This window comes from Methanospirillum sp., from assembly GCF_035560735.1.
Lineage (GTDB): Archaea > Halobacteriota > Methanomicrobia > Methanomicrobiales > Methanospirillaceae > Methanospirillum.
This window is the reverse complement of sequence record NZ_DATMYY010000073.1, coordinates 1-23,282: the sequence shown is the minus strand read 5'-3', so window position 1 is coordinate 23,282 and position 23,282 is coordinate 1. Positions and strand designations below refer to the sequence as shown.

General features: G+C 46.4%; 25 protein-coding genes, 1 tRNA gene and 1 pseudogene. 24 read left to right on the top strand and 3 right to left on the bottom strand.

What is annotated here, in order from left to right; all coding sequences use genetic code 11:
- Nucleotides 1-404 precede the first annotated feature (404 nt).
- Nucleotides 405-475: transfer RNA gene (locus VN429_RS02070), tRNA-Gly, on the bottom strand.
- Nucleotides 476-565: 90 nt separating this feature from the next.
- Between VN429_RS02070 and VN429_RS02065 the strand changes: the two genes are divergently transcribed.
- The 23 genes from VN429_RS02065 (at nucleotide 566) to VN429_RS01955 (ending at nucleotide 21,721) form a co-directional block, all read left to right on the top strand.
- Nucleotides 566-1,339 carry a TIGR01458 family HAD-type hydrolase gene (locus VN429_RS02065; RefSeq protein WP_325629265.1) on the top strand — a complete coding sequence of 258 codons (774 nt, stop codon included), beginning with the start codon at nucleotides 566-568 and terminating at the stop codon, nucleotides 1,337-1,339.
- Nucleotides 1,340-1,449: 110 nt separating this feature from the next.
- Complete coding sequence (locus VN429_RS02060; protein ID WP_325629263.1) at nucleotides 1,450-2,562, top strand: SufB/SufD family protein; 1,113 nt, start codon at nucleotides 1,450-1,452, stop codon at nucleotides 2,560-2,562.
- A gap of 2 nt (nucleotides 2,563-2,564) precedes the next feature.
- On the top strand, nucleotides 2,565-3,212 hold the full coding sequence (locus VN429_RS02055; protein WP_325629261.1) for a protein-L-isoaspartate(D-aspartate) O-methyltransferase: 648 nt from the start codon (nucleotides 2,565-2,567) through the stop codon (nucleotides 3,210-3,212).
- A 65-nt stretch (nucleotides 3,213-3,277) separates the two neighbouring features.
- Entirely contained in the window at nucleotides 3,278-3,886 is a 609-nt protein-coding gene (locus VN429_RS02050) for a hypothetical protein (RefSeq protein ID WP_325629259.1), read from the top strand.
- A 27-nt stretch (nucleotides 3,887-3,913) separates the two neighbouring features.
- On the top strand, nucleotides 3,914-5,170 hold the full coding sequence (locus tag VN429_RS02045) for a phosphopentomutase/phosphoglucosamine mutase (RefSeq protein WP_325629257.1): 1,257 nt from the start codon (nucleotides 3,914-3,916) through the stop codon (nucleotides 5,168-5,170).
- Nucleotides 5,170-6,375 (top strand): bifunctional sugar-1-phosphate nucleotidylyltransferase/acetyltransferase, encoded by a 1,206-nt coding sequence (glmU, locus tag VN429_RS02040; protein WP_325629255.1) that lies wholly within the window; start codon nucleotides 5,170-5,172, stop codon nucleotides 6,373-6,375. The genes VN429_RS02045 and glmU overlap by 1 nt, the downstream gene beginning before the upstream one ends.
- The gene (locus VN429_RS02035; RefSeq protein ID WP_325629253.1) at nucleotides 6,372-7,538 is read left to right on the top strand and encodes a sugar phosphate nucleotidyltransferase; all 1,167 of its coding nucleotides are present in this window, start codon (nucleotides 6,372-6,374) and stop codon (nucleotides 7,536-7,538) included. The genes glmU and VN429_RS02035 overlap by 4 nt, the downstream gene beginning before the upstream one ends.
- A gap of 1 nt (nucleotide 7,539) precedes the next feature.
- Nucleotides 7,540-9,279, top strand: coding sequence for a glutamine--fructose-6-phosphate transaminase (isomerizing) (gene glmS, locus VN429_RS02030; RefSeq protein WP_325629251.1), 1,740 nt, complete (start codon nucleotides 7,540-7,542; stop codon nucleotides 9,277-9,279).
- 22 nt (nucleotides 9,280-9,301) lie between these two features.
- Nucleotides 9,302-10,453, top strand: coding sequence for a glycosyltransferase (locus VN429_RS02025; RefSeq protein ID WP_325629249.1), 1,152 nt, complete (start codon nucleotides 9,302-9,304; stop codon nucleotides 10,451-10,453).
- A gap of 2 nt (nucleotides 10,454-10,455) precedes the next feature.
- The gene (locus VN429_RS02020; RefSeq protein ID WP_325629247.1) at nucleotides 10,456-11,529 is read left to right on the top strand and encodes a glycosyltransferase; all 1,074 of its coding nucleotides are present in this window, start codon (nucleotides 10,456-10,458) and stop codon (nucleotides 11,527-11,529) included.
- Between the two features lie 55 nt (nucleotides 11,530-11,584).
- Entirely contained in the window at nucleotides 11,585-12,862 is a 1,278-nt protein-coding gene (locus tag VN429_RS02015; protein WP_325629245.1) for a GDP-mannose 4,6-dehydratase, read from the top strand.
- Nucleotides 12,859-15,405 (top strand): oligosaccharyl transferase, archaeosortase A system-associated, encoded by a 2,547-nt coding sequence (locus VN429_RS02010; protein WP_325629243.1) that lies wholly within the window; start codon nucleotides 12,859-12,861, stop codon nucleotides 15,403-15,405. The genes VN429_RS02015 and VN429_RS02010 overlap by 4 nt, the downstream gene beginning before the upstream one ends.
- Nucleotides 15,406-15,446: 41 nt before the next feature.
- Nucleotides 15,447-15,737 carry a DUF2098 domain-containing protein gene (locus VN429_RS02005; protein WP_325629241.1) on the top strand — a complete coding sequence of 97 codons (291 nt, stop codon included), beginning with the start codon at nucleotides 15,447-15,449 and terminating at the stop codon, nucleotides 15,735-15,737.
- A 116-nt stretch (nucleotides 15,738-15,853) separates the two neighbouring features.
- Nucleotides 15,854-17,089, top strand: coding sequence for a translation initiation factor IF-2 subunit gamma (gene eif2g / locus VN429_RS02000; RefSeq protein WP_325629239.1), 1,236 nt, complete (start codon nucleotides 15,854-15,856; stop codon nucleotides 17,087-17,089).
- Entirely contained in the window at nucleotides 17,053-17,469 is a 417-nt protein-coding gene (locus tag VN429_RS01995) for a PIN domain-containing protein (RefSeq protein ID WP_325629237.1), read from the top strand. Before eif2g ends, VN429_RS01995 begins: the two co-directional genes overlap by 37 nt.
- Before the next feature lie 2 nt (nucleotides 17,470-17,471).
- A complete protein-coding gene (locus tag VN429_RS01990; RefSeq protein ID WP_325629235.1) occupies nucleotides 17,472-18,053 on the top strand; it encodes a DNA-directed RNA polymerase in 582 nt (193 codons plus the stop codon).
- A 2-nt stretch (nucleotides 18,054-18,055) separates the two neighbouring features.
- Nucleotides 18,056-18,259 carry a transcription elongation factor subunit Spt4 gene (gene spt4, locus VN429_RS01985; protein WP_109968430.1) on the top strand — a complete coding sequence of 68 codons (204 nt, stop codon included), beginning with the start codon at nucleotides 18,056-18,058 and terminating at the stop codon, nucleotides 18,257-18,259.
- Nucleotides 18,259-18,756, top strand: a complete 498-nt coding sequence (locus VN429_RS01980) for a GTP-dependent dephospho-CoA kinase family protein (protein WP_325629232.1) — start codon at nucleotides 18,259-18,261, stop codon at nucleotides 18,754-18,756. The genes spt4 and VN429_RS01980 overlap by 1 nt, the downstream gene beginning before the upstream one ends.
- Before the next feature lie 46 nt (nucleotides 18,757-18,802).
- Nucleotides 18,803-19,135 carry a 30S ribosomal protein S24e gene (locus tag VN429_RS01975; RefSeq protein WP_325629230.1) on the top strand — a complete coding sequence of 111 codons (333 nt, stop codon included), beginning with the start codon at nucleotides 18,803-18,805 and terminating at the stop codon, nucleotides 19,133-19,135.
- A gap of 12 nt (nucleotides 19,136-19,147) precedes the next feature.
- Nucleotides 19,148-19,336, top strand: coding sequence for a 30S ribosomal protein S27ae (locus VN429_RS01970; RefSeq protein ID WP_109968427.1), 189 nt, complete (start codon nucleotides 19,148-19,150; stop codon nucleotides 19,334-19,336).
- The gene (locus VN429_RS01965; protein WP_325629227.1) at nucleotides 19,336-20,910 is read left to right on the top strand and encodes a bifunctional N(6)-L-threonylcarbamoyladenine synthase/serine/threonine protein kinase; all 1,575 of its coding nucleotides are present in this window, start codon (nucleotides 19,336-19,338) and stop codon (nucleotides 20,908-20,910) included. The genes VN429_RS01970 and VN429_RS01965 overlap by 1 nt, the downstream gene beginning before the upstream one ends.
- A complete protein-coding gene (gene rdgB / locus VN429_RS01960) occupies nucleotides 20,907-21,446 on the top strand; it encodes an RdgB/HAM1 family non-canonical purine NTP pyrophosphatase (RefSeq protein WP_325629225.1) in 540 nt (179 codons plus the stop codon). Before VN429_RS01965 ends, rdgB begins: the two co-directional genes overlap by 4 nt.
- 128 nt (nucleotides 21,447-21,574) lie before the next feature.
- Nucleotides 21,575-21,721, top strand: coding sequence for a 50S ribosomal protein L40e (locus VN429_RS01955; protein ID WP_109968424.1), 147 nt, complete (start codon nucleotides 21,575-21,577; stop codon nucleotides 21,719-21,721).
- Nucleotides 21,722-21,725: 4 nt separating this feature from the next.
- On the opposite strand, the gene VN429_RS01950 is transcribed toward VN429_RS01955, so the two are convergent.
- Both VN429_RS01950 and VN429_RS01945 read right to left on the bottom strand, forming a co-directional pair.
- A complete protein-coding gene (locus VN429_RS01950) occupies nucleotides 21,726-22,376 on the bottom strand; it encodes a putative phosphothreonine lyase domain-containing protein (protein WP_325629221.1) in 651 nt (216 codons plus the stop codon).
- Between the two features lie 78 nt (nucleotides 22,377-22,454).
- The gene (locus VN429_RS01945) at nucleotides 22,455-22,955 is read right to left on the bottom strand and encodes a hypothetical protein (RefSeq protein WP_325629219.1); all 501 of its coding nucleotides are present in this window, start codon (nucleotides 22,953-22,955) and stop codon (nucleotides 22,455-22,457) included.
- 130 nt (nucleotides 22,956-23,085) lie between these two features.
- Here VN429_RS01945 and VN429_RS01940 point away from each other — a divergent pair.
- A pseudogene (locus VN429_RS01940) lies at nucleotides 23,086-23,282 on the top strand (hypothetical protein); the annotation flags it as partial.

The following is a 23,282-nucleotide window of genomic DNA, read 5'->3' as shown; positions in this document are numbered from 1 at the left end:
ATTATATTATTATTAATTAATTCTCGATCTAACCAGAATTCGTGCCTGAATTTGTTGCGGATGTTTCTGTAATATGTCCGAAACATTCCGAAGATATGGCATATCTCTCCCTCATCATGATCACCGGGATAATGAGTATCATCATAGAGGGACGAGTCATCCTTGTCAAGTCAGGATCATCTCAACTTTCCGGCATCGTTCACCCCAGGAATATGCCTTTTATCTCTGGTGTCAAGATATCGCTCCACTCTCATCAACGGTAAGCGTTCAGCCACAGATATCAGAACCATATTCCAGGCTTCAACCTTCACTCGCTGATGCTAGGTCAAAGTGGTATGATGCTATACATGGATTACACGTAATATCTCAAAAAAAGGTCAGCAACGAAATACTCGTTGTTACAATGCATCGATCGGGAATTGAACCCGAGCTATTGGCTTGGAAGGCCAAAGTCATGCCTCTAGACCATCGATGCAGATGCTTTACAGAGTGGGCTCTCTCTCTTTTTATACTTATCTGTAATATCTGGGGAGATTCTGAAATATTCCAGGGATAAAGGTACAGTATGTCTGTCCACGCTGTGCTTTTGGACATTGATGGAACCCTGCTTACAGGTATGGACCCACTTCCAGGTGCTGCTGAAACTATTGGATTTTTACAAAAGCAGAATATCCCGTACCGGTTTATCTCTAATGGAACTAGACGGGCAAAAAAGACAGTTCTTGAAAAACTTAAGCGTCTGAATCAACCGATCCGGGAGGATCAAATCTTTACTCCTGCAGGTGCCGCGATACAATACCTTCTGAGCCAGGGCATCTCATCATGTACACTCCTATCTACTGAAGATCTTAAGGATGACTTTCATAAGGCAGGGATCTCCCTGGTCCATAACGCACAAGTAGTAATTATTGCAGATGCCGGGGATGCATTCACCTACCAGTCTATGAATCAGGTTTTTCGGCAGGTTATTGGTGGCGCTGACCTGATTGCCCTGGAGAAAGACCGGTACTGGATGGACCGTGACGGTCTTTCTCTTGGCGCAGGGCCGTTTGTTGATGCTCTTGAATATGCTTCAGGAAAGACTGCACTCCTTATGGGAAAACCATCATTGCATTTTTTCAGTGAGACATTATCCAGCATGGATGTAGAACCAGGGAACACCTTGATGGTTGGAGATGATATTCTAACAGATATCGGGGGTTCTATGGCATGTGGTATCAAAGGAGTACTTGTCCAGACCGGCAAATTCAATGAAGATGTTCTTGTAAAATCCCTTGTCAAGCCGACTCATATCATCAAGTCAATAGCAGATCTCCCAGAATTGATCCGAGAACCATGAATGACAATCAGGTATGTTATTACCCCATGCCTCTCAGAACAAGAATGATTAGATTGTTCAGTTCTCCCTTCACGAACAAAATCTGAATTATTATTCACCTTCGGAGGATTATGCCTGAAAAATTACAGATGACGGATCTCTCGCCTGAAGATAAGAAGCGCCTTGCTCTTACCGGTCTGGAAGTTGATATGAAGAACCGTTCTGGAAGTTTCTTTCAGAAGGATCAGGATGTCTGCCATGTTACCTCTGACTGTGATGGAATTGAGTTCCTTACTCTCGGAAAAGCTCTAGAGCAGTACCCCTGGGTAGAGGAATATGTCTGGCGTGCAGTATCAAAGGATAAAGATAAATTCACCCGCTATGTTGCCGCCCAGAAAGACCCGCGTGGTTTTGTCATTATTGCAAAGAAAGGAACCAGGAGTGTTTATCCACTTCAGGCCTGCCTGCTCATGTCAGACTCCCCGGTGCAACATGTGCACAATATCATAATCGCAGAAGAAGGATCAGAACTCCATATCATATCTGGATGTACATCAGCATCAGCACGGAGCAGCGGAACTCATATCGGGGTTACTGAGTTCTATGTTGGTAAAGGAGCGAAAGTCACTTCAACCATGATCCATAATTGGGGGAAAAATATTGCTGTCTATCCCCGGAGTGCCTCAATCGTGGAAGAAAATGGGGTATTCCTCTCCAATTATGTCTGCATGGAACCAGTCAGGAAGATTCAGATGTCACCAGTATGTCATCTGATGGGAGAAAATGCGGTTGGGAGATTTTCTAGTGTTGTGGTTGCTCCTCCAGGATCTCATCTGGACCTGGGATCCACTGTGAATCTGAATGCACGAGGAACCAGTGCTGAACTTCTCACCCGTGCAATTACTACCGGTGGCCTCATCTACTCCCGTGGAATGATACAGGGAAAAGTCAAAGGAACCCGTGGACATATTGAGTGTAAGGGACTCATCCTGAAGGATGGAATCATTCATGCCATCCCTGAGATCAGGGGAGAAGTGGTCGATACTGAGCTCTCACATGAGGCTGCGGTTGGAAAGATTGCAAAAGATGAGATTGAGTATCTGATGGCACGAGGACTTGATGAAGAGACTGCAACGGCCACCATCATCAGGGGTTTCCTTGATGTCAAAGTTGATGGTCTCCCTGATGTACTTCAGGATCAGATCAATGCAGCCATTGATGCTGCAGAAAAGTCAGGATTTTAACCATGAATCTGGATCGGGCTGATGAACGTAGAATGATGGTTCAGACCCAGATCCTTTCACGGGGAGTAAAAAACAAGCGGGTGCTCAGAGCCATGGAAATGGTACCCCGGCATTTTTTTGTGCCTGAAGAATTTGCTGGTGTTGCATATCACGATCACCCGATTCCAATTGGTCATGATCAGACCATCTCTCAACCCTACATTGTTGCCAGGATGACCGAACTCCTGGCACCAGAAGAGGGTGACATCATTCTTGAGATTGGGACCGGAAGCGGATATCAGGCAGCAGTCCTTTCTGCCATGGGCGCCCGGGTGATAAGTCTTGAGCGGATTGTAGAACTCGTTGATGGTGCCCTGTCCAATCTTCAGAAGGCCGGTGTGGGCAATGTCTCTGTGTTCGTAAGCGACGGCACCCTTGGGTGGGAAAATATGGCTCCTTATGATGGCATAATCATCACGGCTGCCACTCCTGCAGTGCCATCCATACTCATTGAGCAACTCGCTGTTAATGGCAGGATTGTAGCACCGGTTGGGCCGCAGCACATGCAGGTACTCGTCCGTCTTACCAGGAGCACTGAAGGGATTCGAAGAGAGGAATATGATGGGGTCAGGTTTGTCCCCCTGATTGGCAGGAATAGCTGGAACTCATAGGAGTTCTCTTCATCTTCAAGATCCAATCCACTTATTATTCCAAATCTCAAGCAGTTGGAGATTCTATGCATATCATAAAAAAAGCAGTAAATCAGATCGAATCAATGGTGGAAGACTGTGGTATCTCTGATAATCCTGTTATACTTGAGCAGGAGAATGAGGTTGTCAGGTGTGCGTATGAGCAGGGTGCCCTGATCAGGGTTACATTTGGTGGCAGATCTGCTGGCATTGCAACCGATGATCCAGTTCGGACAACAACCAAGCCTTCCTTTATGTTCGGTGCAACACTTGGAAAGCCGGCTTTGCGATCTGCGGCTGCTGGTATTCTGAATGCTCTGACCGGATTTCTGTGTACATCACGCCGTCTTCATGCCTGTCTTCCAGAAAATCATACAACATGTATCAGAGAGCTTGAAGATCTCATAACCGGGAAGAAGATCTGGTGCTGTGGAGGGATGAAACAGATCCGTGACCGTTTCTCATCACAGATTGTGAATACCCCAGAAGAAGCAGATCTGATCCTGGTCTCATCAGATGGGATGATAAGTGATGAGAATGGGATAATTCCCGAAGAGCCTGGTGAAAGATATTTGTTTATCGGGCCCTCAACTGCCGGTGTTGTGGTTCTCACTCATGGCTGTCACTTTTGCCCGTATGGCAGGACGAATATCTAAAGGATAGACCGCGTACTAATCAGTACTATGCTCTTCGGCTCGTCAGGGATCCGTCGTCTTTATGATCAGGATCTGCTCAGTCTTGCCATGCAGGTAGGAATGGCAGTAGGTGGCAGGGCTGATCAGGTTCTGGTTGGAATGGATAGCAGGACAACTGGTCCTGCTCTGTCCAGTTCCTTCATTGCCGGAATATGTAGCACCGGTGCCAAAGCACTTCAAGGTGGAATCGCACCAACTCCATCAATTGCATATTGTTGCCGATCATTCCAGGCAGCCTGCATGGTCACGGCATCACACAATCCTGAACCATATAATGGATTAAAACTCTTCAACCCTGATGGTTCCTCATTTCAGGCACTTCAGCAGGATGAGATCGAGGATGCTATCAGTGATATCAGGGTAGCAGACTGGTTATCACAAGGGGAGGTAATGAAATATGATCCACTCACTCCTCATCGTGATGCGATTCTTAATGAGATTGATGTAAAAAAAGATCTCCCTGTCATTCTTGATTGTGGCAACGGTGCAGGTTCTGTTCTGACTCCTCACCTGTTATCTGATGCCGGCGCATCAGTTACAGCAGTTAATGCCAATCCATCTGGTACTTTCTCAAGGCCCTCTGAACCGCTTGTTGAGAATCTCCCCTACCTCACCGCCCTAATGAAGAAGGTTAATGCCCGATGTGCTGTTGTTCATGACGGGGATGCAGACCGGATGATGGCCTTTGACAATACAGGAACCTACATTCCGGGTGATCTACTCCTTATCCTCTTTGCAAAGTACCTTGGATCCAAACGGGTGGTAACTACCTACGATGCCTCAATGGCAGTTGAAGAGATTGCTGAAGTGAGAAGGACACCGGTGGGTGATGCTTTTGTATCTGAACAATTGGTACAGTGGGGAGACTTCGGGGGAGAACCTTCTGGAGCATGGATCTTCCCTCAAATCTCATACTGCCCTGATGGCCCCTTTGCAGCAGGACTCTTCTGTGAAATGGCAGGGGAGTGGAATATTGCTGAAGAAATTGCCTCAATCCCAAAGTATCCAATTATCAGGCGCTCTCAACAATTCCCTCAGTCACATGAAATACTGTATGCACTCGGAGCAGCTAACCCCACCGATGGTCTTCGTCTTGAAGAAGATGATGGCTGGTGTCTGGTAAGGGCGAGTGGGACTGAACCAAAAATCCGTTTCACAGCTGAAGGCCGTACTTTGGATGATGCCAGGCGGATGCTTGAAAGAGGTGAAGAGATGGTCAGACTGGCACTGAGAGGTGATGCCTGATGGTTGAATGTGTGATACTTGCTGCCGGTGAAGGAAAACGCATGAGGCCGCTCACTGGTTCACGACCTAAGGTGATGATCCCTGTTGCAAACCAGCCTATGCTTGAGCATCTGATCAATGCTATCCGGGATTGTGGCATTAATGAATTCATTCTTGTTGTTGGATATCAGGAGGCAGCAGTCAGGCATCACTTCGGTGATGGTTCAGACTTCGGAGTTTCAATCAGATATGTAACTCAGAAACGCCAGCGTGGGACCGGGGATGCAGTATTGAATGTCCTATCGCATGTAAACGGCGAATTTCTGCTTCTGAACGGGGATATGATCCTCTCCCGTGAAGATATCAAGGCTGTCCTTTCAAGTCCTTCCCCGGCTCTTGGGATCTGCAAATCTGATCATCCCCAGGATTTTGGTGTTGTTACGGTTACTGATGGGATCATCACCGGACTTGAAGAGAAGAGTGAAAATCCGAAAAGCAGTCTGATCAACGCAGGATTGTACCTGTTTAATTCTGATATATTCACTCATCTCAAAAAGATAACTCCGTCTCCTCGAGGGGAACTGGAACTCACCGATGCATTACTCCCATACATCAAATTGGGTTCGCTGCATGCAGTCATGCTCTCTTCGTGGGCAGATATGGGATCCCCCTGGGATCTGTTGACCGCAAATGAAGTTCTTCTCGGTTCTCTTTCATCCTGCATTGAAGGCGAAATTGAGGAAGGCGTCGTACTCAAAGGTGCTGTACAGGTTGGAAAAGGAACTGTGGTAAAGGCCGGGACATACATCGAGGGTCCTTGTGTTATTGGAAAGGGCTGCAGGATTGGCCCTCATGCATATATCAGGGGAGCCACCGCTATCGGAGATAACTGTCACATCGGTCACAGCATAGAACTAAAAAATTCTATCGTGATGAATAATTCGAATATTCCCCATTTTAATTATGTTGGTGATAGTGTCATTGGAAGTGGCTGTAATTTTGGAGCTGGGACAAAGATTGCAAATCTTCGCCATGACAAGAAGTGTATTTCAGCCGGTGGGGTAGACACCAGGAGAAAGAAGTTTGGAGCGGTCATTGGTGATGATGTGATGTTTGGTATCAACTGCTCGGTAAATGTGGGTGCTATCATTGGTAACCGGTGCCGGATTGCTCCACACTGCTTTGTAAGTGGTGTCATTGCTGATAATTCGGTGGTGAAACGATGAGTGTGCAGGCTGTAATCCTGGCAGCTGGGGAGGGGACCAGGATCAGACCTTTGACCCAGAACCGGCCAAAGGCATTGATTCCTGTTGCAAATCGACCGATTCTTGAGCATCTCATCGAATCCCTGCTTTCCTGCGGGGTTCGCGATATTATTGTGGTTGTCGGGTACCGCAAAGAACAAGTGATGAGGCATCTAATCCATCTTCCGGTAGAGGTCCGGGTTGTTGAGCAGACGCATCAGATCGGCACCGGTCATGCACTCAATTGTGCACGGGATCTGATAACTGATGATCTACTGGTACTCCCTGGTGACAATTACATTGATCCGGTATCTCTGAAAGAGGTACTTAAGATCAAGAATTCAATGCTCATCACAACTCATCAGCACCCATCAAATTTCGGGGTGGTAGATGTCAAAGATGGTGTTGTTCTGGGCATTGTTGAAAAGCCGGTTCATGCGAAAAGAATGACCGTTAGTTGTGGTGTATACCATCTGGAGAAATCTTTTCTTGCAGGGATGAATGATAACCAACTCTCTGACGCTGTAAATGGTTTGATCTCACAAGGAGCCTCTATAACAGCAGTACCTGCGCATGAGTGGCAGGATGCAGTCTATCCCTGGGATCTCATCTGTATGAATGAGAGGCTTTTAAGAAATATCTCCCCCTCTTGTGCAGGAACTTTAAGTGCAAGTGCGATCATCGAAGGCACGGTAGCAATTGGAAAGGGATCTGTTATCAGTCCTTACTGCACGATCAAAGGGCCAGTGGTTATCGGTGAAGATTGTGTGATCGGACCTCATGTGGTGATCAACCCTGGTACCAGTATTGCATCACGGGTAGTCATTGAACCCTTTACAGTAATTGGAAATTCACTGGTAATGGACGACTGCAATATTGGTTCTCACTCAAAAATTAGCTCTGCAGTGCTGGGCGAAGCATGTACGATAGGTGAGCATACAATAATTACTGCAGGAACTGGTTTTCTTGAGATTGGAAAGGAGGCTATTCATTCATCCTGTGGTGTTATCATGGGCAATGGTGTCTTTTCTTCGCCATTGGTAATCTATGAAAACAGTATCATCGGCAATGATTGTCATATCGATGCCCGCAATGGTCTCCGGCTTCGGTCAAAAAATATCCCAGACCGTACACGGGTGATGTGACGTGTGTGGGATAGTCGGATATATAGGGTACAGACAGGCTGCTCCGGTACTGCTGGATGGACTGAAACAGCTGGAGTACAGGGGGTATGACAGTTACGGAATTGCTACCAGTTCAGAAGGACTCTTTATCCACAAAAAAAAAGGGAAGGTATCAGACTTCTCACCTGATGAAGCCGACCTTCCCGGAACCTGTGGTATTGGACATACCCGCTGGGCAACTCATGGGATTCCCTCTGATATCAATGCTCATCCTCATTCTGATTGTCATGAGGGAATAGCAATTGTCCATAATGGCATCATTGAGAATTATGCTCACCTCAAACGCGAACTTCTTGCAAAGGGCCACATTTTTAGATCAGAAACTGATACTGAAGTTATTCCCCATCTCCTGGAAGATCAGAACCAGGGAGATCTTCTCAATGCGATGCAAAAGATTGTTCAAGACCTTGAAGGTTCATATGCAATCCTGGCAATCTCTCGTGATTGTGACAGACTTATCGCAGTGAAAAATCGCAGTCCACTTGTCCTCGGTATTGGAGATAATGAAGTTTTTGCTGCTTCTGACATCACACCTCTCCTTGAATTTACGAACCGGGTGATCTACCTTGAGGATGGAGATATCGCAGAGATTAGTGCAGATGGGTATTCTATTTATCAGAATTCAGTCCGAGTCAGTCGTGAGATTCACGAGATAGAGTGGACACCAGAAGCCGTTCAGAAAGGTGGATTTCCGCACTTCATGATTAAAGAGATCTTTGAACAACCTGAGGTCATCAACCGTGCTCTTCATTCTCTGACTCTTCATTCTATTCCTGAGTTTCTTTATGATGCCAGATCTATCACTCTTGTTGCTTGTGGCAGTTCGTATCATGCCGGTTTGATCTTCAGATATCTTGCAGAATCATCATGTGGCATTCCAGTGAGGGTTGAGTTGGGATCTGAATTTAAATACAGTTCAGTTCCACTCACTGATGTCATCATCGGCATATCACAGTCAGGCGAGACTGCTGATACATTGTCAGCAATTCATAAAGGTAACTGTAATAATATCCAGACTGTTGCAGTGACAAACGTTCTGAACAGTTCAATAACCCGGTACGCAAATGCAACTATCCTGATGCAGGCAGGGCCTGAGATCAGTGTTGCAGCAACCAAATCATTTATTGCGCAACTGGGAGTTCTTTTACAGGTTGTAAACATTTTGTCTGGCGGGATGTGTGATGAAACTCTTTCCCATGCCGGGGTAGCCATTGAAAAAGTTCTCCTCCTGAATATGGAAGATGCGGTGACTCTCTGTTTCAAAACCCAACATCTCTTTTATGTGGGAAGAGGGCCTTTCTATCCGGTTATGATGGAAGGGGCATTGAAGATGAAAGAGATCTCATATATCCACGCTGAAGCATATGCTGCCGGTGAGATAAAGCACGGACCATTCTCTCTCTTATCTTCTGAGACACCAGTTGTGGCAATCTGTCTTCCCGGACCTTCTTACGCGGTAATGCTGGGTAATCTCAAAGAGATGAAAACAAGGGGAACGCCCATTATTGCAATAGGATACGGTGATGATACTGAGCTTTTTGAACTGGCTGATGTTGTTATTCCACTTGATGAAGATCAGTTGTACCTGCAAATCGTTGCTGCGACAGTAATTTTGCAGATGCTTGCGTATTACACTGCTTCCCGTCTTGGACGAGAGATTGATAAACCACGAAATCTGGCTAAAAGTGTGACCGTCGAATAATATATCAAATTTCTAAAATTCTATGAATCAAAGAACTGTAGTAGTTGTCGGCCCTTCTCCCCGTTTTCTTTCAGGTATTAGTTATTATACACTCCGCCTTTCCAATGCACTTGCTGACCATAGGCAGGTTACCAGTCTTCTCTTCAGATATATGCTTCCCCAGCGACTCTTTCCAGGTTGGAAGAGAGTTGGAACTGACCTGACATCCCTGAAATATAGTGAGAAGATAAGGGTTCGCGAAACTCTGGACTGGTACAATCCTTTAACCTGGATACAGGCATCACATGAGTTTAGGGATGCTGATGTAATCATCCTTGAGTGGTGGACATCAAGTGTTGCACATATGTTTCTGGCACTGCTCCTCATGAATATAAAAAAGATACCGGTAATTATTGAGTTTCATGAGGTTGTAGATCCTCTTGAATTTTCTTTTGCCCCCATCCGCATATATGCCCGGCTGATGGGCCGGCTGATAAGACGGATGGCCTGCAGGTATATTGTCCATTCTGAACATGACAGGCACCTCATCTCTACTCATTACCGGATTCCTGAAAGTCGCATCGGGGTGATTCCTCATGGGCTCTATGATCAGTACCCCATACATGATCAAAAAGATTCCAAGAGGTCTCTTATGGTGTCTGATTATTTTATTTTCCTGTTTTTCGGGTTAATCCGTCCATATAAAGGTGTTATTCACCTGATTCATGCTTTTGAGATGCTCCCTGAAGCCATAAAGAATAATTCTTTCCTCTACATCGTGGGAGAAGTATGGGAAGATCATGCATCAATAGATGCAGCTCAAACATCTCCTGTATCTGACCGGATACGACTTTTAAACAAGTATGCATCAGACGGTGAAATTCCGGTTTATTTCTCGGCTGCTGATGCTCTGGTTCTCCCTTATACTCGTGCCTCACAAAGCGGCGTAGCCCATATCGGGATATCCTACGGTCTTCCAATTATTGCATCAAAGGTAGGAGGGCTTGCTGAGAGTTTATCCGGATACGGGGGGACAACTTTTGTGCAACCTGAAGATGAGAGGGAGCTGGCTCATGCAATGGAGCAGGTGCACTCTGTGGGATATCAACGATATCAGGTGCCTTCGGAACTGAATTGGGATAGTATAGCCCGAAAGTATGAAAAAGAGATTTCTTTCATACAAAGCAAGGAGTGAACATGAGAATAGCGATTCTTTCGTGTCTTGATTTCAGTGTTCCAGGAGGTGCTGAGAGGTTTTTTATTGATATGGCTATGGCTCTGGATGCAACAATTGTATGTCTTAGTTATAACCCCTCTTTAGGAGACTGCTACCCCCTGGCAAAAGATGTAAAATTTCATGCTCTCAATGTTTCCTTGCCCAATGAGCCCCTGAAGCAGGTATTCGGAATGCGCCTTTTTCGCTCTTTAAAACTGGATTATGACTTTTTTATCGCTACCGATGATATGGCTTTGCGGTTCATCTCCAATGGCAGGCCGCATTGTTATATTATGCTAACACCCCGCAGGGCTCTCTATGATATGTATTATCAGACTATCGCCGATCTTTCTCTTTCTAAGAAATTGATCTATGTACCTGTTTTGTCACTTTTCCGTTTCCTGGATCGCAGGTTTGTCATGAAGAATGTGTCTCATATTGCAGGTATCTCTCATAATGTAAGAAACCGGATATGGAGGACATATCAGCGTCAGGCGTATGTTCTATATCCTCCAATTCATCTCGAGAACTACCATAATCGCGGGTATGGAGATTACTGGTTATCTGTTTCCAGAATTGACAAGTGGAAACGGGTAGAAAATCTTATAGAAGCCTTCAGGGAGATGCCAGATAAGAAACTGAAAATTGCAGGGAAGATTTATCCCTCATTTAAGCATCTGACATCATCAGCTCCGCCCAATGTTGAGTTTCTGGGTGCTGTCACAGATTATGATCTTATTACACTGTACAGTAATTGCCGTGGATTTGTGACCATGGCAATTGATGAGGATTACGGGCTTACTCCTCTTGAAGCAATGGCCTGTGGCAAACCGGTAGTCGCTGCAAAAGAGGGCGGATACCTTGAGACTGTTGTTGATGGGCACACAGGTCTGCTGGTATCGCCCGATCCTTTCTCCATCAGGGATGCGGTCTGTCGCATAGATAAAAATCCTGAACTGTATGAAAAAGCCTCATGGGTCCAGGCTGCACGGTTTGATTACAAGTTATTTAAAGAACAAATATCCACGTATGTGCATACGCTGGCAGGAGCATGAGGATAATACCAATACAACTTTTTGATCAGTCTTTACGGCTGGAGTCAGGGTAATCATGGAGTGGGATGATACTCATGTTCTTATCACCGGGGTCAGCGGGTTTGTTGGTTCATACCTGGCCCGAGAGCTTGTTGATAAGGGAGCAAATGTGTATGGGCTTATTCGCCGCCGGGCTGATGGGACCATTCCAAAAAATATTTCGAACAAAAAAATTGAGAATGCTATACATTTTGTTGAAGGAAGTCTTGAAGATCTCCCGGGGCTTGCTCATGCAATGGATGCTGCAGAGCCGGATTATATCTTCCATCTGGCAGCTCAGTCGTTTGTTCCCCGTTCAATATCACACCCCCTTGAAACTGCCCAGATAAACTGCATCGGGACGATCAACCTTCTTGAAGCGGTCAGGCAGAAAGAGGTTGATCCGGTGATGGTCTTTGCCGGTACAAGCGAAGAGTACGGGCTAGTTATCAGTTCTGAAGAGCAGTATGCTTCTCTAATAGAGAAATATCACACAATTTTTCCCGATCCTTCCCGGATACCCGAACTTCCGATATCAGAAAGCAATCCCTTCAGACCCATGTCCCCATATGCAGCCAGTAAAGTGTATGGCGAGATCCTTTTCAGAAACTATTACCAGACCTATGGTCTGAAGGGTATGGTTTCCCGCTCTTTTAATCATGAAGGTGCAGGGAGGGGTGACCAGTTTGTCACCTCTGTTATAACAAGGCAGGTCACTCAGTTGAAATGTGGAGAAACTGACCAGATATCAATAGGGAACGTGAATGCCTGTAGAGACTGGTCACATATTGATGATATCATTGAGGGTTATCAGATTATAGCACAAAAAGGGCAGCATGGTGATGTTTACAATGTGGGCTCTAACCGGACAACATCAGTATTGAGCTATCTCCTTATGAGTATTGAGGCTTCAGGCCATAAGGTCAGGGAGATTAGTACTATTAATTCTGATAAAGTTGTAAACGACCCTCTGAAGCCAGATATGTCCTCTGTGTTTGGTACTAATTTTGAGAAGCCAAAGATCGATCAGATGATACTGTCCGATGAGATCACTTTTGGCATTGAAGATGAAGGGCTCCGTGTCAGGACAGACGGGCCTGATATCATGATCCGGTTTGATCCGAGCCGGTTCCGGCCCTCTGAAGTTCCCATCCTCTTCTCTGATATAACAAAAGTGAAAAAACTGGGTTATCAGGTCAGGTACCAGGTCCGGGATATCATTCGTGATCAAATGAACTTCTTTATGGATGCCGAGAACCGGTGTGTGCTTGCCGGTTCAGAATGTGAGAGTAGATCGCAGGAGAAAAAGATATGAATCTTACTAATTTCAAAGATCCGCGTGTCCTCATTATTGGAGGGGCACTTGCACTCATTTCATTGTTCTCCCTGTTAATCCGGATTATTCCGGTCTTCTCAGGGAATACTGATGTTCTCTCAAATGTGGGTATGGATGATCCCACCTACCAGCTCAGACGGGTTGAATTGTGCATGGCCAATTTCCCGAACATTGCCTGGTTTGACCCGATGACGTATTTCCCGGATGGCCAGCCGATGCACTGGGGTCCGCTCTTCCCGCTGATAAGCAGTGCAGTCTGCCTGCTTTTTGGTGCCCATGCCCGTCCTGACATCATATCTATCTGCCTTCTCATTCCTTGTGTGATGGCAGCGCTTCTTGTCCCGATTGTGTTTTTCCTGGTGAGAATGGTTGCGGATTGGAAGGCTGGCCTTGTTGCTGGTTTCTTTATTGCGATATGTCCCGGGCAGTTCTTCTTCAGATCCTATTACGGATATTTTGATCATCATATCGGGGAGGTATTATTCAGTACACTCTTCTGCCTTGGTTACCTGTGGGCAGTTGTTTACTGTCGCAAACATCCGGTTGATATTGAAAACAGGGAAACCTGGAAGATACCGGCGATACTGGGTCTCCTTTGCGGTGTATTGTATGTACTCGGGCTTGCCCTGATGCCGACCATGATCCTCTTTGCTCTGCTGGTCGGGATGTTTACTCCGGTATGGTTTATCATCCAGCGCTATATTGGCCATCTTGGGGCATCAGCACTCGTGGTAAATACAACAACTTTCCTTGTTGCAATTATTGGATTTCTCATAATTGGGGTTCATGGTGAAGGTGGATTAAACTACTATACAACCGGACATCTGGTTGCATATGCCCTTATCATCCTTGGGACCTGGGTTCTCTTCGGGTTCTCATGGTTTCTCCGCGAACGTCCATTCTCACATTATATTTTTTCCCTGGTCGGAGTGACAGTCGCTGGGATTATTCTCTTTGCATTGCTCTCTCCTGAATTATTTAATTACCTTCTTGCAAATGCCAATGCATTCTTTGGCCAGGAGATCCACTGGAAGACAATTCAGGAAGCAAGACCCTGGACATTTGATGATGCATGGCGGACCTTCCAGTACAGTCTGATTCTGTTTGTGATCGGTATTGTGGTCCTCCTGAATAAACTGAGAAAAGAACTCTGCCCGTCATATCTTTTCATTCTGATCTGGTCTGTTGTTGTCCTCTATGCAACAATGCAGCATATCAGGTACGAATATTATCTGGCTGTCCCTGCCGCTATTCTTGGTGGGATTTCAATTGGGTATGGGATCGATCTTGTCAGGAGAGTCCCTGCCCAGGTAAAAGAGGAGCCACCAGTACATTCCAAAGGAGGAAAACAGAAAGATCAGACACATGCAAAGAAAACATCCGGGAAACAGGCTACGGTTTCAACCGGGAGCATGATCTTTCTGGTGGTAGTGGTTCTCCTTGGAGCACTCTTTACCTACAACTCTATCGGGCGCGATCTTGCAATAGGTCAGTTTAGCCTGAACCCTGACTGGCGGGAAACAACAGACTGGATGGGGAATAATACTCCTGATACTGGTGTTGATTACTTCAAGATTTATCAGAAAGAGGGATGGCAGCCCCCAGCCCAGGCATATGGTGTAATGTCATGGTGGGATTATGGTCATATTATCACCTATCTCGCAAAGCGAATGCCCAATGCGAACCCGTTCCAGTATGGTGTTGCCGGGGACTATGGAGCAGCCCGGTTCTTTATCACTACAAATGAATCAGTGGCATCTGGTATTCTTGATCACCTGAAAACAAAGTATGTGGTCACTGATTACGAGATGGATACCGGGAAGTTCTGGGCGATGGCAACCTGGGATAATCCAGATCTCGGAGCATCACCATACCAGCGGAACTTCATTCTTCCCAACCCGGATAACCCAAATACTGGTCAGAACTTCCCGTTCTTTATGGAACCATACTATCAGACGATGATCTCGAAGCTCCACAACTTTGATGGTTCCATGACCCAGCCGGGGCAGGTGCATTATATTCAGTACATGAAACCTGAATATTCAAAAACAAGCGATCCTGTGATTGTTAATGGATCTCAGGTTCCATACGAAGCCGGATCTGCAATGCTGGAGAATTCCAAGTCAACGGTGGGTCCTGAGTACGAGACCGCTCTTGTGAATTACGTGTACACTGAGCCTGTCTCAAAAATTCCTGCGCTTCAGCATTACCGGCTGGTTCATGAGTCTCCCACAAGAGCATCTCCAGAGAGTCTGCCTGATGTCAGGTATGTGAAAGTCTTTGAGTATGTTCCCGGAGCTGTCATTCATGGTGATGGCATCATTGAAATTCCGGTCAAAACCAATACCGGACGAACGTTTGTCTATAGACAGGAGAGTGTCAACGGAACATTCACAGTCCCATACCCAACAAATGCAAAGGTTGGGGATGTTACAACTCAGGGGCCATACCGTAACACCGCAACCGGGAAGGAGTACCAGGTTACTGATGATCAGATCCAATCTGGATCTATCGTCTCGTGATTGTAGGAACCCTTAAGTGATTGGAAAAGAAGGATGGATGTATGAATACGGTAGTGGATATTGGATCGTCTGTGCGGTATCCCCGGACCGGAACCACAGGAACAGTAGTAAGAATTGAAGAGAGAAGTGGGCATTCCTTTGCAGAACTTGACAGCACCGGAATGCTTTACCGGACTGACCTGCTTGTGCCTGCTATTCTCATTGAAAAGGTTGTCAGGACTGAAGATCTCAAGGAAGAACTCATGCAGGTTGAGAAAGAACGGTCTGATCCACGTGATCAGTCATTCCAGGAACTTCCCAATCTTGATAGCGCATGTAATGGGGCCGGATAACTTCTTCTCTCTATAGGCTCCATCTCTTTCGGGTCTTATTCTGGAAATCTGCATTATATGTCATGCTCACGTATAAGTATCAATCTGTTCAAATTGGTAAGGAGGTTTGATTACTGGTGCCAGAGGAAATAATACCGAGTACAAATATCGGCGTTGTCGGGCATGTGGATCATGGAAAGACCACACTCGTCAACGCACTAACAGGCGTCTGGACCGACCGGCATAGCGAGGAGATGAAACGCGGAATCTCCATCCGGCTCGGATATGCAGACGCTGTCTTTTACAAGTGCAAGAAATGTCCCGGACCTGAAGGGTTTACAACCAAGCCTGAGTGTCCACGCTGTGGAGGAGAGGCTGAACCTGTTCGTGCTGTATCATTTGTGGATGCTCCTGGTCACGAGACCCTGATGGCCACGATGCTGTCTGGATCTGCCCTCATGGACGGGGCTATGCTTGTGATCTCAGCAGCCGAACACTGTCCGCAACCCCAGACCAAAGAACATCTGATGGCACTGGAACTGGTCGGGATAAAGCGGATAGTCATCGTCCAGAATAAAATTGATGTTGTTACCCAGAAGGATGCTGTTCGTAATTACGAAGAAATAAAGGCATTCGTGAAAGGTACCATCGCAGAAAACGCACCAATCATTCCTGTATCAGCCCAGAAAGATATCAATGTCTGGGCACTTCTTCAGGCTCTTGATGAGACAATTCCAGAGCCATCACGTAAACCAGAAGCAGATCCGATCATGTTGATCGCACGATCCTTCGATGTAAATAAACCCGGGTGCAGCTGGAAAGATGTCAAAGGCGGTGTAGTTGGCGGCTCACTTATCAGGGGTATCATCAATGACGGTGATGAGATCGAGATCAGACCTGGTATTCAGAGTCAGGTAGAGAATAAGATCCGTTGGGATCCAATCGTCACCAAGGTAACTGAGATTCACAAAGGGCAGAAGAAAGTTCATATTGCAACACCCGGTGGTCTCCTTGCTATCGGTACCAAACTCGACCCCGCCATTACCAAAAGTGATATGCTCTCCGGGCAGGTGCTTGGGCATGTAGGGAAACTTCCACCAGTCTGGGACAAGATGTGGTTCTCAGTGCGACTCATGGAACGGGTTGTCGGAGCAAACAGTGAGCTCGATATCGAACCTCTCAAGGCACGCGAACCTCTGATGCTCTCAGTCGGCACCGCTGTTACTGTTGGGCTTGTTACCAATACCAAGAAAGATGCTGCCGAGGTTACGCTCAAGAGACCTGTCTGTGCGGAGATTGGATCACCAATCGCTATCAGCCGGCAGGTCGGAGGGAGATGGCGTCTGATCGGAATGGGTATGCTGATCGAGTGACCGTTCTGATAGATACAAACGCATTTCTTATGACCTCCCAGTTCAGGATTGATCTGCTCGAAGAGCTCAAATGGATGATGGGGGTCACGCAGCCATGTGTTCCGGATGTTGTGATTCGTGAACTTGAAGGGCTTGCCCGTGGCAGGGGTAACGATGCGTCTGCAGCCCGTCTTGGTCTTCGGTTTGCACAGTTCTGCACTGTTGTGCCGATGGATGGAGAAGAAGGTGAGCGGGTTGATGACCGGATTTTTTCGTATGCCCGGAGAGAGCGATGCAGGGTTGTAACCAATGATCGTGATCTCAGGAACCGGTTGCTGAATGAAGGCTTAGAAGTAATTTCGATGAAAGGGAAGCAGAAGTTAGAGATCATAAGGAGATAGAGATGTATTACAGACTGAAGATGTTTGATAAGGTCAGGGTTCCTCCAAACCGGCTCGGTGAGGATCTTGAGACCGTCATTCTGGATGTACTCCAGGAGCAGCTTGAGGGGAGTATCGACAAGGAGATTGGAATCTTCATTGCCGTGACCAAAGTGGCCCGGATTGGTGAAGGAGAGATGATTCCGGGTGATGGGGCGGTCTTTTACGATGTTGATTTTGAAGGACTTGCAATCAGGCTTACCCTGCAGGAGATCATTGAGGGTATTGTTGTTGAGACAACAAGTTTCGGTGCATTCATAAGCCTCGGCCCGATTGATGCAATGCTTCATGTCAGTCAGATCTCTGATGAATACATCAGTTATGATGAGAAGAATTCCCAGCTCATCTGCCAGGATTCAAATCGCCATATCGGTGTTGGTGATGTTGTCAGAGCACGTGTTGTAACTCTCTCTTTGAGTGAGCGTGAACCACGTGAGAGTAAAATCGGTCTTACCATGCGACAGGCAGGCCTTGGCAGCCTTGTGTGGCTTGATGAGGACATGAAGGCCGAACAGAAAGAAAAAGAAACTGGCGGAGCTGCCTGATTATGGCCGCGACAAAGAAGAAACAGTTGTCTGTATGTCGCGAATGCCACAGGGTGGTTGAAGGATCTTCCTGCTCTATCTGCGGCACAAACAACCTTACCACTGACTGGACCGGGTACCTGGTTATTATCGATCCTGAACATAGCGATGTTGCTAAACGAATGAATATCACCCTCCCTGGGAGATATGCGCTTAAGGTCCGCTAATGTTAAAACTCCCCGAAGATCAGCGGCATCTTTTTACTCGACCTTTCGGCACCCTCTATCCCTCTCTTGATCCAGTTCTTCCGCTTCTGAGCGGGAAACTTTTTTACAGTGTGGGCGATGTGGTAACCGAGCATCTTCTTCTGGCAGGATCTCCTCCTGTCATTGCCATTATAGATGGTCAGACCATGCGGCGTCCTCATAATGGTGTTGAAATTCCAGAGTATCAGATAATCAATGTGAAAAATCCTGCAGGATGTATCAGCGATGAACTCATCCAGGCAACGAAAGATGCTGTTAATTCAGGCAGAATTGTAATACAGGTATCGGGGGAAGAGGATCTTGCGGTACTTCCTCTTGCTCTGGTATCTCCAATAAACTCCCTGATCCTTTATGGACAGCCCGGAGAAGGTGTCGTAGTTCTGGAAATTTCACCGCAGGTGCGCGAACAAGCCCTGGCTTTTCTAGAAAAATTTGAGAGTATCCCTGAAACCATCTGACCGCGCAGGTATATATTTTAGAACCGCATACAACTAGAGGATCTCTATGGAGATTTTAATTACTTCTGACAAACAGAATGAACTCCTCTCCCGAAGGGAAGTTGCGTTCACTCTCAATTTTAATGGTGCAACTCCATCGCGTAAGCTGGTTCAGGCCAAGCTTGCTGCAATGGTGAATGCAGGGAAAGACCAGGTTGTTCTTGACTCAATGAAGTCCCGGTTTGGAATAAGTGTTCTGACCGGATCTGCCCGGGTTTACCAGAACAAGGAAGATCTGGTGAAACTTGAGCGCGGCTATCTCATGACCCGTGGAGGGGTTGCTGAGGAAGTCTTTGGTGCTCAGGATGCGCCGTCTGAGGACGCTGCGGAGGCATCTTAAGGAGGTTGAAGTATGGCAGCAAAAGGTAAGAAAGAGAAGACATCTGTCAAACGTTCAGCATACTTCACTGTAAGTGGAAAGACTGCAACCCCGTCACGTCGGTACTGTCCGCGCTGTGGTCCGGGTGTTTTTATGGGCGAGCACAAGGATCGTGCAAGCTGCGGTAAGTGCGGATACACCGAATTTAAGAACAAAGCCTGATGCAAAGATCAGGACCGGTGCTTGGGATCGAAGGTACAGCCTGGAATCTCAGTGCTGCTATTTTTGATGACGATCTCATTTGCCTGAAATCTAAGCCTTATAAACCAGCAGTTGGTGGGATCCATCCGCGTGAGGCAGCCCAGCATCATGCAGCAGAGATTGGAGATCTGATCAGTTCAGTTCTTGATGAAGGTCCTCGGCCGGTGGCAGTTGCATTTTCTCAGGGTCCGGGGCTTGGCCCATGTTTAAGGATTGTCGGTACCGCTGCCCGTGCCCTTGCATTGTCACTTAAGGTACCCCTGATCGGAGTAAACCATTGTGTGGCCCATGTCGAGATCGGAAGGTATGCATCAGGATTTGAAGATCCAATTGTCTTGTATGCCAGTGGTGCAAACACGCAGGTTTTCGGGTACCTGAATAACAGGTACCGCATCTTTGGTGAGACTCTTGATATTGGGATCGGCAATGCTATCGATAAATTTGCCAGGAGTAAGGGTTTATCACACCCTGGTGGTCCGCAAATAGAGAAACTTGCCCGGGATGGAACATACATTCCGCTTCCATATACGGTCAAAGGGATGGATCTGGCATTTTCAGGTCTCATCAGCGCTGCTAAAGATTCGCATGAATCCATTGCTGATGTCTGTCATAGTCTTCAGGAGACTGCCTTTGCAATGTGTGTGGAAGTGACTGAACGGGCGCTCTCACAGACTGGTAAGAATGAGGTAATACTTGTCGGTGGTGTTGGTGCTAACCGTCGTCTTCAGGAGATGCTCCGGATTATGTGCGAAGCTAGGGGAGCCTCGTTTGCAGTTCCTGAAATGCAGTTTCTTGGTGACAACGGAGCAATGATCGCCTATACCGGACGGATAATGCTGGAACATGGATCCATTCTTGAGGTAAAGGACTCCAAGGTTAATCCGTCATTTCGTGCAGATCAGGTTCCGGTCACCTGGCGCAGCACCATTCCAGCAAATAATCCGGATCGCTCCTCTGGTGATGAAAACTGTACCAGAGGTGCTGAGGCAGCTGTTGAGATCTGCGAGCAGTCTGTGATAAAACGGCGGGTCGGCAAACTGTATCGCCATCCAGATCTTGATCATCGTCTGATAACTGAACGCACAAGAGCTGAAGCCCGGCTGATTTCAGAAGCCCGGCGATTTGGGGTCCCGACTCCAATTATGAGCGATATTACTGCAGACACCATTGTAATGGAACGGATAGATGGGACAATTCTCAAAGACGCTCTTTCATCTGGTGCTTTGAAAGAAGCAGGCAGAATGGTAGGTGATCTCCATAATGCCGGAATAGTTCATGGCGATCTGACAACCAGTAATATGATTCTCAAGAATGACCGGTGCTATCTCATTGACTTTGGGCTTGGGTATAACTCAACTGAGGTTGAGGCACGCGGGGTTGATATCCATGTCCTGTTCCAGGTGCTTGAAAGTACAGCACCGGATGAAATCCATCTTAAAGAAGCGTTCATCGATGGGTACAGACAGACGTTTCCAGAAGCTGACGATGTTCTTATTCGTGAGCATGAAATAGATATGCGGGGCCGGTATTTGTGAAAATAACTTTTGTCACCAGTAATTTACATAAGGCACGTGAGGCAGCCGGTATCTTATCCGGGATTGCCGAGGTGGAGCATGTGGAACTGGAATGCCCGGAGGTTCGAAATGATTCGGTTGCAGAGGTGGCAAAAGGCAAGGCAGCATTTGCGTATGAAAAGCTTGGTCGCCCAGTAATCACTGATGATACCGGATTTTTTGTCTCTGCATTGAACGGGTTTCCCGGCTCCTGTGCTGCATTTGTTCAGAAGACCATTGGAAACGAGGGTATACTTCGGCTGCTTTCAGATAAGACCGACAAGTCAGCTTGGTTTGAAACAGGTATAGCATATGCTGATGCAGATGGTGTATCAGTATTTGTGGGCAGAATTGATGGCACTGTTGTGTCACCGAAGGGAGCACACGGATTTGGGTATGATCCGATATTCTCTGTAAATGGGAAGACTCTTGCAGAGATGAGTGATGATGAGAAGAATGCAATCTCTCACAGGAGCAGAGGCTTTCTTGCACTTCGGGACTGGTTAGTTACACGGTGAATTGCAGGTATGTGGTGTGGAGATCTCTCTGGAGTGGATCTTTGGACATTAATGCCCTGTATCTCCATAACACTTATGTGAAGTAAGCACCTTCTTTATAGGACAGATAGTTCGAGTGGAGTAATATCATGGCACGTTTTCCTGAGGCAGAAGCACGTCTGCTAAATGTTAAAGTCTGTATGCACTGTAACGCACGAAATCCTGTCCGTGCAACAGCATGTAGAAAGTGCGGTTATAAAAATCTGAGACCAAAGAACAAAGAGCGTAAAGCCTGATAATTCAGGCGTTATAATACGTTACTCTTTTTCCTTTTGAGGCATATTCGCCTTTAAAGGTTTCAATGTTGCGTTTGTATCCTATCCTGTCTACTATTCCAATTGAGCGAAGTTTTTCGCGCACCTGCATGACCTCTTCTTCATTCTCCCAGTCTGCAGTGTACACGTACATGACTTTGCGGTAATCGCGGGAATCAGGATTCCTTTTAGATGTTGATACTTTGGCAGAGATACCCAGTTCATTCTGCCAGGTTAAATCACGAATCTTCTTCCATATCTCATCGACCTGATCTGGTGGAACGAAGATAAGCCACTTTCCTGCTTTCTCATCCTCTGTAGCATGGGGGTCAGTATCGGGTGCATCCTGAATGATCCAGTAGGACTGGATAGTTTTAGTGGGCGTGACGCCCTCTCCTTCACAGATTAGCCGATACATCTCATCCGAAGATGGATATCGTTCCTGTAGATGGATTACAAGTTCAGGATAGAGTTCCCTGAATGTGGAGTATATTTCATTGAATTCATTTTGAAAAGGTGTACCGTCTTCTACTAAACGGTAGAGTGGTTTTTTTCTGTTATGAAACTGGGTTGTAAGATAGTGCTCAAAGATCCCGTATGCAATATCCGCCAGGGCCTCTATCTCGCTCCTGTCCATGTACAAGGATAGCGGAGTGAAGCAAAAAAGATAGTTATTTGATAGGGAGGTGAACCTGAAAGGTTCACCTGTCAGTCTTTATACTGCTCTTCCGTCACCAGCGAGAAAATCCGGAGTGAAATCTGGGTAGTGTTGACTAATCTTTTTCCATGCCTGTTTTGCTGCGTCGAGATCTGCATATGCCTGGTTTCCGACGTCATCACGTGATTCAATCCGATTGTTTGCGGTATGAGTCGTGTCTTTGTATTCCTGCATCCCCTCTCCCGCTTTCATGTCATAGAAGATGAACTGGGTGATATTTTTAGCTTCTCCATAATATTCAGGTTTTACGTTCTTTTTAACCAATTCATAATAGGCTGACTGGAGTTCCATAAGGTTGTTATCTTTGGGTAACGGATTTGTAAGATTTTTTATAACATAATCAGCGCGCTCCTTGAAGGCCTGGTCCTCATATGGCTGTGAGGTATTTGGAACTTTTAGCGACGGATATATAGACGACGGCTCTACTGCGACTACTGCAGAAACAGAGAGAAGAAATGCAATAGCAAGTATTCCCCCCGTTATGATTGAATAGTTCATACTAGTCGTTTCTCACACGGCGAGAAGAACATGATCATGGGGAGATCTGATATGGGTGTTAAGGAAAATGTTATGCCTGTGTATCAAGAAGGGCGATGATACATCTCCATACATTCCCATGAGATTTGATGTGTTACTTACTGACCTCGATAATACACTCTATGATTTTGCCTCTGCAATGGAGTGTGCATCCCGGGCAGTTATTTCATTAATTGGAAAAGGTGAATCTGAAGATTTGATCCGTTCTTTGATCTTTTCGCCGCACGGGGTTGAAAGCCGGCAGGCACTTATTGAATACCTGAATCTTGTAGACATTGAGGATGAATC

Bases quoted from the DNA above. Each gene is read 5' to 3' on its own strand.
- VN429_RS01950 (WP_325629221.1), bottom strand. From the start codon at position 22,376: ATGGACAGGAGCGAGATAGAGGCCCTGGCGGATATTGCATACGGGATC.
- VN429_RS02060 (WP_325629263.1), top strand. From the start codon at position 1,450: ATGCCTGAAAAATTACAGATGACGGATCTCTCGCCTGAAGATAAGAAG.
- VN429_RS01955 (WP_109968424.1), top strand. From the start codon at position 21,575: ATGGCACGTTTTCCTGAGGCAGAAGCACGTCTGCTAAATGTTAAAGTC.
- VN429_RS01965 (WP_325629227.1), top strand. From the start codon at position 19,336: ATGCAAAGATCAGGACCGGTGCTTGGGATCGAAGGTACAGCCTGGAAT.
- VN429_RS01975 (WP_325629230.1), top strand. From the start codon at position 18,803: ATGGAGATTTTAATTACTTCTGACAAACAGAATGAACTCCTCTCCCGA.
- VN429_RS01980 (WP_325629232.1), top strand. From the start codon at position 18,259: ATGTTAAAACTCCCCGAAGATCAGCGGCATCTTTTTACTCGACCTTTC.
- VN429_RS01995 (WP_325629237.1), top strand. From the start codon at position 17,053: ATGGCGTCTGATCGGAATGGGTATGCTGATCGAGTGACCGTTCTGATA.
- VN429_RS02010 (WP_325629243.1), top strand. From the start codon at position 12,859: ATGAATCTTACTAATTTCAAAGATCCGCGTGTCCTCATTATTGGAGGG.
- VN429_RS02055 (WP_325629261.1), top strand. From the start codon at position 2,565: ATGAATCTGGATCGGGCTGATGAACGTAGAATGATGGTTCAGACCCAG.
- spt4 (WP_109968430.1), top strand. From the start codon at position 18,056: ATGGCCGCGACAAAGAAGAAACAGTTGTCTGTATGTCGCGAATGCCAC.
- VN429_RS02005 (WP_325629241.1), top strand. From the start codon at position 15,447: ATGAATACGGTAGTGGATATTGGATCGTCTGTGCGGTATCCCCGGACC.
- VN429_RS01970 (WP_109968427.1), top strand. From the start codon at position 19,148: ATGGCAGCAAAAGGTAAGAAAGAGAAGACATCTGTCAAACGTTCAGCA.
- glmU (WP_325629255.1), top strand. From the start codon at position 5,170: ATGGTTGAATGTGTGATACTTGCTGCCGGTGAAGGAAAACGCATGAGG.
- VN429_RS02065 (WP_325629265.1), top strand. From the start codon at position 566: ATGTCTGTCCACGCTGTGCTTTTGGACATTGATGGAACCCTGCTTACA.
- VN429_RS02015 (WP_325629245.1), top strand. From the start codon at position 11,585: ATGGAGTGGGATGATACTCATGTTCTTATCACCGGGGTCAGCGGGTTT.
- VN429_RS02050 (WP_325629259.1), top strand. From the start codon at position 3,278: ATGCATATCATAAAAAAAGCAGTAAATCAGATCGAATCAATGGTGGAA.
- VN429_RS01945 (WP_325629219.1), bottom strand. From the start codon at position 22,955: ATGAACTATTCAATCATAACGGGGGGAATACTTGCTATTGCATTTCTT.
- VN429_RS02025 (WP_325629249.1), top strand. From the start codon at position 9,302: ATGAATCAAAGAACTGTAGTAGTTGTCGGCCCTTCTCCCCGTTTTCTT.
- VN429_RS02020 (WP_325629247.1), top strand. From the start codon at position 10,456: ATGAGAATAGCGATTCTTTCGTGTCTTGATTTCAGTGTTCCAGGAGGT.
- VN429_RS01990 (WP_325629235.1), top strand. From the start codon at position 17,472: ATGTATTACAGACTGAAGATGTTTGATAAGGTCAGGGTTCCTCCAAAC.
- VN429_RS02045 (WP_325629257.1), top strand. From the start codon at position 3,914: ATGCTCTTCGGCTCGTCAGGGATCCGTCGTCTTTATGATCAGGATCTG.
- VN429_RS02035 (WP_325629253.1), top strand. From the start codon at position 6,372: ATGAGTGTGCAGGCTGTAATCCTGGCAGCTGGGGAGGGGACCAGGATC.